The organism is Rhodanobacter panaciterrae (assembly GCF_014651895.1).
Classification (GTDB): Bacteria; Pseudomonadota; Gammaproteobacteria; order Xanthomonadales; family Rhodanobacteraceae; genus Rhodanobacter; species Rhodanobacter panaciterrae.
In genome coordinates, this window is record NZ_BMXT01000002.1 from 144,546 (window position 1) to 159,557 (window position 15,012).

Annotated in this window: 14 protein-coding genes; 10 read left to right on the top strand and 4 right to left on the bottom strand. The window is 65.3% G+C overall.

What is annotated here, in order from left to right; genetic code table 11:
• Window positions 1-101 precede the first annotated feature (101 nt).
• On the bottom strand, window positions 102-1,076 hold the full coding sequence (locus IE071_RS10070; protein WP_189441079.1) for a DedA family protein/thiosulfate sulfurtransferase GlpE: 975 nt from the start codon (window positions 1,074-1,076) through the stop codon (window positions 102-104).
• Window positions 1,077-1,314: 238 nt separating this feature from the next.
• On the opposite strand from IE071_RS10070, the gene IE071_RS10075 reads away from it, so the two are divergent.
• The gene (locus tag IE071_RS10075) at window positions 1,315-2,316 is read left to right on the top strand and encodes a polyprenyl synthetase family protein (protein WP_189441080.1); all 1,002 of its coding nucleotides are present in this window, start codon (window positions 1,315-1,317) and stop codon (window positions 2,314-2,316) included.
• A 19-nt stretch (window positions 2,317-2,335) separates the two neighbouring features.
• On the opposite strand, the gene IE071_RS10080 is transcribed toward IE071_RS10075, so the two are convergent.
• The 3 genes from IE071_RS10080 to ubiH all read right to left on the bottom strand — a co-directional run bounded on the left by IE071_RS10080 (window position 2,336) and on the right by ubiH (window position 5,629).
• A complete protein-coding gene (locus IE071_RS10080; protein WP_189441081.1) occupies window positions 2,336-3,130 on the bottom strand; it encodes a dienelactone hydrolase family protein in 795 nt (264 codons plus the stop codon).
• 61 nt (window positions 3,131-3,191) lie between these two features.
• A complete protein-coding gene (locus IE071_RS10085; RefSeq protein WP_189441082.1) occupies window positions 3,192-4,403 on the bottom strand; it encodes a UbiH/UbiF/VisC/COQ6 family ubiquinone biosynthesis hydroxylase in 1,212 nt (403 codons plus the stop codon).
• Entirely contained in the window at window positions 4,400-5,629 is a 1,230-nt protein-coding gene (gene ubiH, locus IE071_RS10090; RefSeq protein WP_229792854.1) for a 2-octaprenyl-6-methoxyphenyl hydroxylase, read from the bottom strand. The genes IE071_RS10085 and ubiH overlap by 4 nt, the downstream gene beginning before the upstream one ends.
• An 87-nt stretch (window positions 5,630-5,716) precedes the next feature.
• Here ubiH and IE071_RS10095 point away from each other — a divergent pair, with 87 nt between their 5' ends.
• The 9 genes from IE071_RS10095 to IE071_RS10135 all read left to right on the top strand — a co-directional run bounded on the left by IE071_RS10095 (window position 5,717) and on the right by IE071_RS10135 (window position 14,974).
• Window positions 5,717-6,325 carry a hypothetical protein gene (locus tag IE071_RS10095; RefSeq protein WP_189441084.1) on the top strand — a complete coding sequence of 203 codons (609 nt, stop codon included), beginning with the start codon at window positions 5,717-5,719 and terminating at the stop codon, window positions 6,323-6,325.
• 19 nt (window positions 6,326-6,344) lie between these two features.
• Window positions 6,345-6,917: a cob(I)yrinic acid a,c-diamide adenosyltransferase gene (locus IE071_RS10100; protein ID WP_189441085.1), complete on the top strand. Its 573-nt coding sequence runs from the start codon at window positions 6,345-6,347 to the stop codon at window positions 6,915-6,917.
• Window positions 6,918-6,925: 8 nt separating this feature from the next.
• The gene (locus IE071_RS10105) at window positions 6,926-7,849 is read left to right on the top strand and encodes a histone deacetylase family protein (protein WP_189441086.1); all 924 of its coding nucleotides are present in this window, start codon (window positions 6,926-6,928) and stop codon (window positions 7,847-7,849) included.
• 150 nt (window positions 7,850-7,999) lie between these two features.
• Window positions 8,000-10,429 carry an LPS-assembly protein LptD gene (locus tag IE071_RS10110; RefSeq protein ID WP_425503445.1) on the top strand — a complete coding sequence of 810 codons (2,430 nt, stop codon included), beginning with the start codon at window positions 8,000-8,002 and terminating at the stop codon, window positions 10,427-10,429.
• A gap of 34 nt (window positions 10,430-10,463) precedes the next feature.
• Window positions 10,464-11,807, top strand: coding sequence for a peptidylprolyl isomerase (locus tag IE071_RS10115; protein WP_189441088.1), 1,344 nt, complete (start codon window positions 10,464-10,466; stop codon window positions 11,805-11,807).
• 14 nt (window positions 11,808-11,821) lie between these two features.
• Window positions 11,822-12,871 (top strand): 4-hydroxythreonine-4-phosphate dehydrogenase PdxA, encoded by a 1,050-nt coding sequence (pdxA, locus tag IE071_RS10120; protein WP_189441089.1) that lies wholly within the window; start codon window positions 11,822-11,824, stop codon window positions 12,869-12,871.
• Window positions 12,868-13,656, top strand: a complete 789-nt coding sequence (gene rsmA, locus IE071_RS10125) for a 16S rRNA (adenine(1518)-N(6)/adenine(1519)-N(6))-dimethyltransferase RsmA (protein ID WP_189441090.1) — start codon at window positions 12,868-12,870, stop codon at window positions 13,654-13,656. The genes pdxA and rsmA overlap by 4 nt, the downstream gene beginning before the upstream one ends.
• 67 nt (window positions 13,657-13,723) lie before the next feature.
• Window positions 13,724-14,107, top strand: coding sequence for a Co2+/Mg2+ efflux protein ApaG (gene apaG, locus IE071_RS10130; protein WP_189441091.1), 384 nt, complete (start codon window positions 13,724-13,726; stop codon window positions 14,105-14,107).
• A gap of 15 nt (window positions 14,108-14,122) precedes the next feature.
• Entirely contained in the window at window positions 14,123-14,974 is an 852-nt protein-coding gene (locus IE071_RS10135) for a symmetrical bis(5'-nucleosyl)-tetraphosphatase (protein ID WP_189441092.1), read from the top strand.
• The last annotated feature ends 38 nt before the right edge of the window (window positions 14,975-15,012 follow it).

The window sequence follows — 15,012 nt, forward strand, 5'->3', positions numbered from 1 at the left end:
GACGACGCGCACTGTAGGAAGTGCCGTATAAGAACGGGGTATCGGGACGGCGGCTACGCGTATAGAACGCGTAAATTTTCCGGATCCGGCTGGGTCGGCGCTCAGGCCGTCATATGCAGCGAGTCATCCGCGGGGTCACCTGCAAGCCGCTCGACCATGTAGCCGGCTGCATCCCACGCATCGAGCCCGCCCAGCAATGGACGCACGTTGCGGTAACCGATCGTCATCAGCAGCTTGGCCGCCTTGGCTGCGGAGACCTCATTCGGGCAGCTGCAATAGATCACCAGCTCGCGATCCGGCGGGATCGCCTGCAGCGCCTGGGCGACGCCATCCAGATCGGCCAGCAGCGCGCCGGGGATGATCCGCGTGTCGAGAAGGCGTGCCGCCTGCGAACGCACATCGACTACCACCGGGTTCTGCCCCTCCTCGATGGACTGGTTCAGTTCGTCGACGGTGATGCGGGCCATGCGCAGGGCAATCAGCAGACGCCTGCGCTGCCACCACTTGGCGGCGATGTAGAGCACGAGCAGCACCAGCAGCAGCTCAAATGCGACGGTGCCGGCACTGGCCATCGCGTCCAGCAAATCGTCGATCTGAGCGGCGAAGGCGTAACCGAGCCCCACCGCGACACCCACCCACAGCAGCGAGCCGAGGCCATCCAGCAGCACGAACGTGCCGGCGCGCAAACCCATCGCGCCGACCAGCGGCGGCGCCACCGTCGACAGTCCCGGTACAAATTTGGCGATCAGCAGCACGCGCCCGCGCCAGCGCTGGAAGCGTAATTCGGACTGCTTCACGCAGGAATCCGGCGACAGCGAGATGCGGCAGATCGTGCGCATCACGCCGGACCCGAAGCGCCGACCCGCCCAGTACCAGAGCAGATCGCTGAGCAGGCAGGCGAGTACCGCAGCCAGCACCACATCCGCCAACGGCAATTTGCCATTCGCGCTCAGTGCGCCGGCCACGATCATGGTGGGTACCGCCGGCACCGGCACGCCGGCCTGCTCCACCAGCACATTGAAGAACACCAGCAGCAGCCCGTACTGGGCGATCAGCTCGATGATTTGATGGGCCATCGGATCGGTACTCGATGCACGGTTCCGCAGAAACCGCAGGCATCCATGATTGGGCCGGCCACCGACGATTGCAAACCGTTTCGGTTGCCCGGCGTGACATCCAGCCGCACCGCCCCGACCCGCGCAAACAAGGGCTTTCGCCCGGAACATCACCATCGTGATGCAGTCCGGGCCTCAAACCGCGGCGCAAGCCGCTGTGCGCCTCTATAATCAGCGCATACGCCGCCTTGAAGCCTCCATGAACTCGATGCCCGCCGACGCCAGCCGCCCCGCCGACTTCGCCCAAGTGCGTGACCTTGCCGCTGCCGACATGCAGCGCGTCGACACCCTGATCCGCCAGCGGCTGTCCTCCGACGTGGTGCTGATCAACCAGATCGCCGACCACATCATCGCCAGCGGTGGCAAGCGGCTGCGTCCGATGCTGCACGTACTGGCTGCCGGTGCCGCCGGCTATCGCGGCGACCACCACACCAAGCTCGCGGCGATCATCGAGTTCATCCACACCTCGACCCTGCTGCACGACGACGTGGTCGACGAATCCGACCTGCGCCGCGGCCGCAAGACTGCCAACGCGCTATGGGGCAACGCCGCCAGCGTGCTGGTCGGCGACTTCCTCTACTCGCGCTCGTTCCAGCTGATGGTGGAACTCGATGACATGCGCATCATGCGCATCCTCGCCGACACCACCAACACCATCGCCGAGGGCGAAGTGCTGCAGCTGCTCAACATCGGCAACGCCGACGTCAGCGAGGCGGCCTATCTGGCAGTGATCGAGCGCAAGACCGCCGTGCTGTTCGCCGCCGCCACCGAACTCGGCGGCATCCTCGGCGGCCTGCCGGAAGCGCAAGTGACCGCGCTGCGCCGCTACGGCATGGAACTGGGCTACGCGTTCCAGATCGCCGACGACCTGCTCGACTACGTCAGCGATGCCGGCACCCTGGGCAAGAACATCGGCGACGACCTCGCCGAAGGCAAGCCGACCCTGCCGCTGATCTACGCGCTGGAAAAGGCGAATCCCGAACAGGTGCAGTCGCTGCGCCACGCGATCGAACACGGCGGCCTCGACTCGCTCGACCGCATCATCGCCTCGATCCGCGACTCCGGTGCACTGGAGCGCACGCGCGAACGTGCACTGGTCCACGCGCAGGCTGCGCGCGAGGCACTGTCCGCACTGCCCGCTTCCGCCTATCGCGATGCACTGGCCACGCTGGCCGACTATTCGGTGCAACGCACGTTCTGAGCCTGAGCGCAGCGATGCCTCACGGCGTACCGGCAAACGCCGCACGCAACCAGTCATGCATCAACCGGTAGCTGCGTGCGGCGGCGCGTTCGTCGTAACGGCAACCGGCCGAGTTCTCGCCCACCTCGGTGAAGCAGTGCACCGCATGGCCGATCACCACGAACTGCCAGTCGGCCGGGCTTTCGCGCATCTCATCCATGAACTTGTCCGCATCCGGCATGGTGCCCTTGTCGTCGGCACCGTTCATCGTCAATACGCGGGCCTTGATGTGTTTCGCCAGCGCCGGATCATCCGTGGTCAGGCCGCCATGGAACGACACCACCGCGGCGATATCCGCGCCGCTTCGGGCGAGATCTAGCACGGCCGTACCGCCGAAGCAGAAGCCGATCGCGCCCAGCTTGTCGGCATCGATCGGTGCGCTCGCGACCTGCGCCTTCAACTGGGCCAGCGCCGCGTTGATCCGTTTGCGCATCAGCGCACGATCGCCATACAGCGGCTTTATCGCCGCCTGCGCCTGATCGGCGTTGCCCTGCTGGGGACGCACGCTGGCGCCGTACATGTCGGTGAGCAGGATCACGTAGTCCTTGCCTGCGATCATCTCGGCCTTCTGCACGGCCATGTCGTTGATGCCGTACCAGTTCGGCACCATCACCAGGCCGGGCCGTTTCGCACTGGTCGCGTCGTCGTAGACCAGCACGCTGTGGAACCGCGTGCCATCCAGCGTCCATTCGACCGGACGGTGCACCATCTTCGCCTGGGCGGCGAAGCTTGAACCAGCCAGCAACAGCAGACAGCAAAGTCGGGCAATGCGCATGGTGAATCCTCCGATGGATCTGCAGGCTCCCTCCCCCTGCATGCAAGGGGAGGAGAAAAATTCAAAGTCCGGCCGCGTGCTCCGAAATGCGCCGCTTCAGCGGCGCGAGGCGATCGAGCAGACGCACGCCAAGCCCACGTGCGGCAACCAAAGCCGGTGACTGCCACGCATAAATGCGCGCGAGAGCATCGAAACCCAGCGCATCGAGCGTATCGGCGCTGCGCCGGCGGCGTGCGTAACGACGCAGTACGTGTGCTGCACCAATGTCGCGACCGGCGGCACGTGCGGCAACCAGGGTGTCGTGCAGCTCGGCCACGTCACGCAGGCCCAAATTGACGCCCTGCCCGGCCAGCGGATGCACCGCATGCGCGGCATCGCCCAGCAAGACGAAGCGATCCGCCTGATAACGCTCGGCCAACTGCAGTTTCAACGGAAACGCCGCGCGCTTTGTGCTGCCGACGATCCGGCCCAAGCGGAAATCACTGGCGAGGCCTAGTTCGTCGAGGAAAGCCTGCTCATCCAGTGCCAGCACGCGCTGGGCTTCCGCCTCGGGCAAGGACCACACCAGCGAGCTGCGGCCATCCGCGAGCGGCAGCAAGGCCAGCGGCCCGCTCGGCAGGAAACGTTGCCAGGCAGTGTTCTCGTGCGGTCGTTCGGTGCGGACATGCGCCACCACCGCACGCTGCGCGTAGTCGTGACCACGCGTGCCGATGCCGGCCAGCTGGCGTAGTGGCGAGGCCGCGCCGTCGGCAGCTACCAGCAAGCTGGCTACCAGCGTTTCACCATCGGCGAGTTCCAGCTGGATGCGGTCCTCGCGCGCCTCGAAACCCTTCACCTCGGCCGGACACAGGCGGCGGACCCCGGCCGCTTCGAGCGCTTGCCACAGCGTCCACTGCACCAGGTTGTTCTCGACGATGTAGCCAAGCAGATCGCGCCCCTCGCCCGCCGCGTCGAAATTGATCGTCGCGCCGCTCTCGGCATCCCATACGTGCATATGTGCATACGGGCCGGCACGCGTATCGCGAATGGACGTCCAGACGCCCAGATCATCCAGCAGTGCCAGCGATGACGGCGCCAGGCCGACCACGCGCAGATCCACTTCGTCGCCCGCATTCCACGCCGTCGGCGCCCGCGCCTCCAGCAAGGCAGTACTGAAACCGGCGCGCGCCAGCGCCAGTGCGGCGGCAGCGCCGACCATGCCGCCACCGACCACGGCGACGTCCAGCGCCGGCGCACGGCGGCGGAGCGAAACCTCTGATGCCGTTGTGTTCATGGCAGCCGCTCCAGCACGGCCAGCGGTGGTTCACCGCGAAAACCCATGCCACGCCGCGCCAGTGCGCGTTGCAGCGGCGGCAGGCGATCGCAGGCCAGCAACGCCAGCGAGCGCAAGGGTGCCAGCAACGGTTGCGGCAGGCAGGCCAGCCGCACCAGACCATGACTCATCGCCATGGTGCCTTCACGATCCGGTGCACGGCGTGCGGCATAGCGTTCCAGCAGATCGGCGGCGCCCGGGTCGGCCGCGCCGGCCACCAGCTCGGCCAGGGTCAATGCATCGCGCAAGCCGAGGTTGAAGCCCTGCGCGCCGATCGGATGCACGGTTTGCGCGGCATTGCCGACCAGTACCGCGCGCGGACCGATCAGCTGTGCGGCGGCCACGCGATGGATCGCGTACGGATGCCGTTTGCCGGGCCGGCTCAGTCGACCCAGCCGCCAGCCGAAACGCCGTTGCGCCAGTTCGATGAAGCCCGCATCGTCGAGCGCGGCGATCGCATCCGCTTCATCGGTCGCTACGGTGAGCACCAGCCCGCAGCGGCGCTCGGCCAGCGGCAACAGCGCAATCGGACCGTCATCGGCGAAGCGTTCGTAGGCGCGGTTCGCGTGATCGCGTTCCGGCGTGATCGTACAGACGAACAGTGTCTGTTGGTAATCGTGGCGCTCGGCTTCGATACCGAGCTGCGTGCGCACGAACGAGCCGGTGCCGTCGGCACCGACCAGCAGCGGCGCGTCGAGGCTGCGCATGCCGTCGGGCGTGTTGATCTGCGCACGCCAGCCGTCAACCAGCGGTTCCAGTGCGGCCAGGGTCGCAGGTGCCAATCGGGTCAACCGGGTGCATTCGTCGAGCCGGCGCAGCAGCGCCGCGCCGAGCTCGCGCGCAGGCAGCGTCCAGCCCAGCGCATCGACACCTTGCTTGTCCGCGTCGATGCGCGCGCTGCCAAATTCGCCGGCACGGCTGACATGGATATGCCGGATCGGGGTGGCTTGCGCGGCGGCATGCCGCCACACACCGATCGCGTCGAGCCCGTTGACTGTAGCCCGGGCCAGCGCCAGATTGCGTTCGTCGTAACTGGGCTGGGCGTCGGCGCGTGGCGCGGCAGTTTCGACCAGGGTGGCGGCGATGCCGGCCGCATCCAGCGCGATCGCCAGACTGGCGCCGACCAGGCCACCACCGACGATCAGGACCGCGGATTCGTTCGAGACGGGGGATGCGGGCACATTCATGCGCCGATGATACGCGTTGAGACTGCCTGCGTTGCAGTGCATTGGGCTAGACTAGTGGTCTGTTCAGACGCCCATATGGAGCCCCTCATGGTCAAGACACTGACCCAACGCCTCGGCATCTTGCTGGCACTCGCCGTGGTGATGGCGGCTACCCGCATGCATCACTCGGTGCTGCATCACTTCGATGCACTGCCGGATGCCTCCTGGGGCATTTTCTTCCTCGCCGGCTTCTGGCTGCGCGGCGCCGGTCGCTGGGCCTTCCCGTTGCTGATGGCCGAGGCGGTGCTGATCGACTATCTGGTGATCAACAGTCAGGGTATCGATTTCTGGAGCCACTACTGCGTCTCGGTGGCCTACTGGTTCCTGATCCCCTCGTATTTCAGCCTGTGGCTGGGTGGCAGCTGGCTGGCGAAGCACCAGGTCGGCCTGCGCCTGCAGACGCTGGGCATGGCCATCGTGGCGCTGCTGGTCAGCTGGGCCGCGTGCTACCTGGTTTCCAACGGCAGCTTCTACTGGCTCAGCAACAGCGTGCCGCTGCCGCGCAGCTTGGCCGCATGGTTCGCCAATCTGGGCGACTGGTATCTGCCGTTCCTGCAGACCACCGCGCTCTATGTCGGCATCGGCGCAGTGCTGCACGTGCTGGCAGTCCAGATCGCGCATGCGCTGCATGCCGACCAAGCCAAGTTGCCGCGCTGATCCGGAACGCTAATTCGCGATGGGCAACCGGCTCTCGAAGATCTACACGCGCACCGGCGATGACGGCAGTACCGGTCTCGGCGACGGTTCGCGGGTAGCCAAGGATTCGCTGCGTGTGGCTGCCTACGGCACGGTGGACGAGCTCAACAGCACGATCGGCATGGTGCTGGCTGCTGAGGGCGTCGATGCCGCGGTGGCCGAAGTGCTTGGCCAGGTACAACATGCCCTGTTCGATCTTGGTGGGGAGCTGTGCATCCCCGGCATGGCGATGATCGAGGATGCCGACATCGAACGGCTGGAGCAGGTACTGGACGGCTTCAACGATCCGTTGCCACCACTGAAGGATTTCATCCTGCCCGGTGGCGGTATGGCAGCAGCCTGCTGCCATCTCGCACGCACGGTATGCCGCCGCGCCGAGCGCGAGGTAATTGCGCTGGCGCGGATCGAGACCATACGTCCGCAGGCACAGCGTTATCTCAACCGGCTGTCCGACCTGCTGTTCGTGATCTCGCGCGTGCTGGCGCGCGCCAGCGGCCATGGCGAAGTGCTGTGGCAGCATGAGCGCCGCCGCAAGCCCCAGTCTGCCGGATAAGCCGCCGCATGCTGCGGCTGTACACCCATCCCGCCTGTCTGCAGCACGATCCGGGGCCGGATCATGCCGAACGCCCGGCGCGGCTGCGCGCGGTGCTGCAGGCGCTGGATCACGATCGCTATGCCGCGCTCGACCGGGTCGAGGCACCGCGCGCCACGCATGAGCAACTGCTGCGGGTGCACGGTGCGGCCCACGTCGACCACATCCTGGTCAGTGCCCCGCCGGAAGGTGGCACGTATCGGCTGGACGAGGACACCGTGATGTCAGCCGGTTCGGTCGAGGCTGCCCTGCGCGCCGCCGGCGCCACGGTGGCCGCCGTGGATGCCGTGCTGTCCGGTGCGGCCCAACGCGCGTTCTGCGCGGTGCGTCCGCCCGGCCATCACGCCACCCGCGAGCAGGCGATGGGTTTCTGCCTGTTCAACAACATTGCCGTGGCCGCCGCGCACGCGCTGACCGCGCATGGCCTGAAGCGGATCGCGATCGCCGACTTCGACGTGCACCACGGCAACGGCACGCAGGACATCTTCGAGCGCGAACCGCGCGTGGTGTTCGCCTCCAGCCACCAGTCGCCGCTGTACCCGGACAGCGGACGCGAGGATGAGCGCGGCGTCGGCAATATCGTCAATGGCACCTTGTCCCCCGGCGCCGGCTCGCACGAGTTCCGCGAACTGTGGGATGGCGTGCTGCTGCCGCGGCTGCACGCGTTCAAACCGCAGCTGGTGCTGGTCTCGGCCGGCTTCGATGCACACCGCAACGATCCGCTGGCGGATATCCGGCTGGGCCAGGAAGACTACGCCTGGATCACCGAACGGCTGCTGGCACTGGCCAGCACTCACGCGAGCGGGCGGCTGGTTTCCACCCTTGAGGGCGGCTACGACCTCGCCGCGCTGGCCGCCTGCACGGCAGCTCATGTCAATTCGTTGATGGCCTGAGGCTCTGGACGGCGCCGCCGGCGCGCCATTTTGCTCACAATCTGCCCACCTACGCTGAATCCTCGCATTGATCTGGAAACGTTTGCCTGCCGTATCACGGGTCTTTCTGCTAGCTTAACGAGCCTTCAAAGCCGGCAGACTTCCATCGTGATGTCCAAGTTTCCTCCGCGCCGCCTTTTGGCGGTTGCCGCTGCCCTTGCCCTGATCGGTGGCCAAGCCGATGCCAAGGGCAGTCAGAACCGTCCCAAGACCTCGCTGGACGGGTCGGAACAGGTCTGCCCGCTGGGTTCGTTTCACTGTGCGCCGCGGCCGTACAGCTACGCCATGTGCCGACCGAACGCCATGCTGGAGTTCTACGACCCGACCCTGAGCACGGATTCCGACCTGCGCGATGTCAGTCCGGCGTACGTCAAGGCAAAGTCCGTGGACAGCTCCAACCAGACGGTCTACCACCTCGCTGGCGACGCGTGGCTGACCCGTGCCGACCAGCGCTTGCAGGCCGACACGATCGACTACAACGACGACACCACCGACTACGACGCCCGCGGCAATGTCCGCTACCAGGAGGCTGGCCAGCTGATGGCCGGCAGCCACATGCGTGGCAATACCCAGGCCAGCCGAGGCATCGCGGACGACGTGCGCTACCAGTTGCTGGATGCGCGCGGCAACGGCGTGGCGAAGCAGGGGCAGATGCTGGATGCCCAGCACACCCGCTATTCGATGGCCACCTATTCCACTTGCGACGTCGGCAACCATGTGTGGGAGTTCCGCGGCAAGACGATCACCCTCAACAAGGACACCGGCGTCGGTGTGGCGCGTGATGCCACCATGCGGATCGGCAAGGTGCCGTTCCTGTACCTGCCGTATTTCAGCTTCCCGATCGACCACCGGCGCAAGAGCGGCTTCCTGTACCCGACCTTCAGCAAGAGCAGTCGTTCGGGCTTCGAGATCAGCACGCCGTACTACCTGAATCTGGCACCCAACTACGACGCCACCCTGGATCCGCGCCTGTATACCTCGCGCGGTCCGATGCTGGCAGGCGAGTTCCGCTACCTGGTGCCGGGCAGCAGCGGCCAGCTCAACGTGGAATACGTACCGAACGACCACGGCGACAATGATGGCCTGGCCAACACCCACGGCACTTCGCGCTACCTGATCGACTACACGGATCGCACGCAACTGTGGCAGGGCTGGTCATTCGTCGGCTCGTACAACCATGCGTCGGACAGCAGTTACCTGTACGACTACGGCAATGCGTTGTCGCATACCGTCATCTATACCCTCGCCTCGAACGCAGCGATCATCGGCGGCGGCAAGTGGTGGAATGCATCGTTCGGCGGCACCCTTTACCAGAACACCAACCCGTTCGCGACCGACGCCTCGCTGCCCTACCAGCAGCTGCCTTACGCGAATTTCAGCATGAACGTGCCGCTGACGCGCTGGCTGCAGTTCGGCATGGACGACGGCGCGGCATCTTTCAGCAAGAACGGCTATGTCGAAGGCCAGCGCGTCGATCTCTATCCCTATCTTGCCGGCGACTTCGGCACCTCGGCGTGGTTCGTGCGGCCGAAACTGGCTTATCGCTACACCGGCTACCAGCTGAGCGGCGATTACCAGAACTATGGTTACTACGGGCTGCTCGGCAGCGGTACCGCATCGCCGTTCACGCAGAAGTCGCCCAGCCGTTCACTGCCGGTCGTCAGTCTCGACACCGGACTGGTGTTCGACCGCAGCACGTCGCTGTTCGGCCAGAGCTATACGCAGACCCTCGAGCCACGGCTGTACTACCTGTATGTGCCGTATCGCAACCAGAACAATCTGCCGCTGTTCGACACCAGCCTGATGTCGTTCGACTACTGGCAGCTGTTCTCACCGAACCAGTTCTCCGGCGCGGATCGCCAGATGAACGCGAACAACCTCACCGGGGCGATCACCACCCGCCTGCTGGACGATGACGGCGTCGAGCGTCTGTCGGCCAGTTTCGGGCAGATCCACTACTTCACGCCGCAGCGCGTGCAACTGCCCAGCGGAGCGAACACGGTCACCCCCGTCACCGACTGGTCCGGTTCGGCCTACGTGGCCCAGCTCGATCTGCAGCTCAGTGACCGCTGGCGCCTGAGCAGTGAATACCAGTGGGATCCGAACAACCACGTCACCGACATGGCCTCACTGGAGCTGCAACATCGTCTGGGCAGCGACGGCATCATCAACTTCTCGTACCACTATCGCCGTGGCCTGATGGAACAATACAGCGCTTCCGCGGTCTACCCGCTGTCCGAACGCTGGCGCCTGCTTGGCTCGTGGACCTATTCGGTGCCCATCAAGAACGTGATCGGGGTACCGACGGGTACGGTCGATGCGATGGCGGGCGTGGAATACGACAGCTGCTGCGTCACGCTGCGACTGGTCGAGCGCAACTACGTGAACCAGAATTATTACGGAGTGGCCCCGGTTCCCAGCGGCAGCAATATCAACCATCGCGACAACGCCGTCATGTTCGAAGTGGTCTTCAAGGGGCTCGGTTCGTCGGGCGGCCAGATCGACTCCCTTTTGCGCCGTGATATTCTCGGCTATCAATAAACGCATTCGCCCCGGCGATTCAGGCTTTCCATCGATGAAGCAATTCCTTGCATCTCTCCTGCTCGCGCTCGCGATCATGCTCCCCGCCCATGCCCAGATGCTGACGCCAGCCGCGCCGGCGGGTCAGCCGCTGGATCGCATCGTGGCCGTCGTCAATGACGATGTGATCCTGCAGAGCGAACTGAACGACGCCGTGACCTCGGTGCAGCAGCAATATGCCGGTCATACCGAGCAGTTGCCTCCGATGAACGTACTGCAGCAGCAGGTGCTCGATCGTCTGGTGCTGATGCGCCTGCAGATCCAGAAGGCGCAGGATCAGGGTATCCACGTCTCCGACGCCGATGTCGACCAGGCGATCCAGGGCGTGGCCGAACAGAACAAACTCACTCCCGAGCAGTTGCGCGCCCAGGTGGAGCAGAGCGGCTCCAGTTTTGCCGCATTCCGCCAGCAGCTGAGCGACCAGATCACCGTGCAGCGACTGCATCAGAGCGTGGTGCAGGATTCGGTATCGGTCACCGACAGCGAGATCGACAACCTGCTCAGCAGCCCGACCTACAAGGCCGGTGAAGTGCATCTGGCGCACATCCAGATCAGCATTCCCGGTGGCGCCGATGCAGCCGCGATCCAGGCCAGCCAGACCAAGGCCGAGCAGGCGCTTGCCGCGATCAAGGGCGGCATGGACTTCAATGCCGCAGCGATCCGCTACTCCGATGCGTCCGATGCGCTGGACGGCGGCGATCTGGGCTGGCGGCGGATGGACGAGATTCCGGCCGCCTTCGCCGACACGATCGGCTCGATGAAAGCCGGCGACGTCAGCCCGGCGCTGCGCGGTCCGACCGGTTTTCACATCATCAAACTGATCGACCAGCGCCAAGGCAGCCGCAAGATGGTCACCGAATTCCATGCGCGGCAGATCCTGATCAAGCCGAGCGAGCTGGTGACGCCGGCACAGGCCGAACAGAAGGCGAAGGATCTGTACAACCGCATCATCAACAAACATGAAGACTTCGCCACCCTGGCGAAGGAAAACTCCAAGGACGACACCACCGCCAATGTCGGCGGCGACATGGGCTGGTTTCAGCCGCAGGCTTGGGGTGCGACCATCGGCAAACAGCTGGGTGCGCTGAAGGACAATGAAGTGTCGCAGCCGTTCCAGAGTGAAGCCGGCTGGCACATCCTGCAGCGGCTGGGTTCGCGCGAAAGCGACCTGACCGTGCAGACCGAGCGCGATCAGGCTCGCCAGGCGATCGGCACCCGCAAGTCCGAGCAAGCCTACGACGACTACCTGCGTGATCTGCGCTCCAACGCCTATATCAACATCCTGGTGCCCGAATTGCGCGAGGCGGACAGCCAGGCTGCCGCCGGCACCTCGCCGTAAGCTGATTGAACGCCATGCCATTGCCCCGGCTCGCGGTCACTGCCGGTGAGCCGGCAGGCATCGGCGCGGAACTGCTGATCCGACTGGCCGCCACTCCACTGGCGGCCAGTCTGGTGGCGATCACCGACCGCCAGCTGCTGGAACGCGCGGCCACGCGTTGCGGCGTGGCCATCGAACTGATCGACGACGATGGCAGCGTGCAGACCGAACGCCGCCCCGGCAGTCTGCGCCTGCGGCACACACCGCTGGCAGTCGACGAAATACCCGGCCAACCCGATCCACGCAATGCCCGGCACGTACTGGATACGCTGGCCGAAGCGGCCGATGGCTGCATGGCCGGTCGCTACGACGCCGTAGTCACGGCGCCGCTGCAGAAATCCTCGATCAACGACGCCGGTATCCGCTTCAGCGGTCACACCGAATTCTTTGCCGAGCGCGCACACGCAGAAGTGGTGATGATGCTGGCAAGCCCGGAGCTGCGTGTGGCACTGGCGACCACGCATCTGCCGCTGGCGGCGGTTTCCGCCGCGATCACGCAAGCCTCGCTGACGCGTACGCTGCGCATCATGCATGCCGAACTGCGGGCAAAGTTCGGCATCGCCGAGCCGCGCATTGCCGTGCTGGGCATCAATCCGCATGCCGGCGAAGGCGGTCATCTCGGCCGCGAGGAAATCGACACGCTGATCCCGGCACTGGACGCGCTGCGCCACGAAGGCATGCACCTGCTCGGGCCGCTGCCCGCCGACACGGCGTTCGTGCCGGCCCAGCGCCGCCATTACGACGCCGTGCTGGCGATGTATCACGACCAGGCGCTGCCGGTGCTGAAAAGCGAAGCGTTCGACCGCACCGTCAACCTCACCCTCGGCCTGCCGTTCATCCGCACCTCGGTCGATCACGGCACCGCGCTGGATCTGGCCGGCACTGGCCGTGCCGATCCCGCCAGTCTGATCGCCGCCGCCAACATGGCCTTGGAACTCGTGGCGCGCCGCGACACTCGCCCCCCTTCTCCCTTGCGGGGGGAAGATCGGGATGAGGGGACAATCTTGCCGAGAACGATCAAATGAACGCCCGTCCCAAAAAAAGCTTCGGCCAACACTTCTTGCACGATCGCCGCTACATCGAACGCATCGTCAGCGCCGTGGCACCGCGCGCGGAAGATTTCGTGGTCGAGATCGGTCCCGGTGAAGGCGCACTGACACTGCCGTTGCTGACTGCCGCCGGCAAGCTCACCGCGATCGAGCTGGACACCGACCTGATCCCCGGCCTGCAGGCGCGTGCCGCCAGCGTCGGTGAGCTGCACATCATCCACGCCGATGTACTGAAGGTGGATTTCACCGCGATGGCGCACAGCCACGGCGCGCCGCGGCTGCGCATCGCCGGCAATCTGCCCTACTACATCTCCAGTCCGATCCTGTTCCACTGCGTCGAGCATGCAGCTGCGATCCAGGACATGCATTTCATGCTGCAGAAGGAAGTGGTCGACCGCATGGCCGCCGAACCGGGCAGCAAGGTGTATGGACGGCTATCCGTGATGCTGCAGCTGGCCTGTCGGGTCGAGCCGCTGTTCAACGTGCCGCCGGAAGCGTTCCGGCCGCCGCCGAAAGTGGAGTCGGCGGTGGTGCGGCTGCTGCCGCTGGAACCGCACGAGCTGCATGATGCGCGACCCGAGCATGTCTACGCCGTGGTCAAGGCCGCGTTCGGTCAACGGCGCAAGACGCTGGCCAACGCACTCAAGCAGTTGCTCGACAGTGATGCGATCCGCCGCGCCGATGTCGACCCCAAGGCTCGTGCCGAAACACTCGCACCGGCCGATTTCGTGCGACTGGCCAAGGTCTACGGCAGCCTTTGATCGACCGGATGCGTTTCAATTGCGACCGCTGCGCCCCATTCGCGGCGGCAGGCCTTACAATCGGGTCATGACTGAAAAATCTTCCTACACGATCGATGTGCAGGTCGAAACACGCTTCGTCCCCGATCAATCGAAGCCCGGTGACAATCGCTACGTTTTCGCCTACACCGTCACCCTGCGCAATGCCGGCAAGATGCCTGCACGCCTGCTCACCCGTCGCTGGATGATCACCGATGCCAATGGCAAGGTGGAAGAAGTGACCGGCGATGGCGTGGTCGGCGAACAGCCATGGATGCGTCCCGGCGACGATTACGAATACACCTCGGGTGCCGTGCTGGAAACTCCGGTGGGCACCATGGGCGGCAGCTACCAGATGCTGGCCGACGACGGCACGGAGTTCGAAGCACCCATTCCGACCTTCACCCTGTCCATTCCGCGCACGCTGCACTGATGGTTCAGCGCTGACATGGCTACGTACGCGATCGGCGACGTGCAGGGCTGCTATCCCGAATTGCAACGCCTGCTCGACAAGCTGCGCTTCGATCCGGCGCAGGATCAATTGTGGTTCTGCGGCGACCTGGTCAACCGCGGTGGCCAGTCGCTGGAGACGCTACGGCTGATCCACAGCCTGCGCGAGCACAGCGTGGTCACCCTGGGCAACCACGACCTGAGCCTGCTGGCGATTGCCCAGCGGCGTCCGGATGCGCAGGCGCGGGTGAATCCCGAACTGCGTGAAGTGCTGTTCGCCGACGACGCGCCGGTGCTGTTCGAATGGCTGCGCTCGCAGAAACTGCTGCACCACGACGAACAGCTCAACTGGACGATGGTGCATGCCGGCCTGGCCCCGATGTGGACCTTGCGACAGGCACAGAGATCGGCCGAAGATGTCGAGCGCGAGCTGTCCAGCCCGCGTCATCCGCGCCTGCTGCGCAACCTGTTCGGCAACCGGCCGGCGGTGTGGTCAAGCCGCCTGCAGGGGCTGGATCGCCAGCGCGCCACGATCAACACGATGACCCGGATGCGCTATTGCGACGTCAACGGGCGGATCGACTTCGAGGCCAAAGGCATTCCTGGCACGCAGAAGCCGGGACTGTATCCGTGGTTCTCGGTGCCCGGCATGCGCCGGCGCGACACCCGCATCGTCTGCGGCCACTGGTCCACGCTCGGTCGATTTGCGGGGCTCGGCGTACACGCGATCGATACCGGCTGCGTGTGGGGCGGTCAGCTGACCGCACTGCGACTGGATGGCGAGGAGCCGCAGTACATCACGGTGAATGCCGAGCCATATCGCAAGCGGCCGCCGGGCGGCGAAGATTGATTCGGCGCGGATTGCATCTGCGCTCATGAAAAACCCCG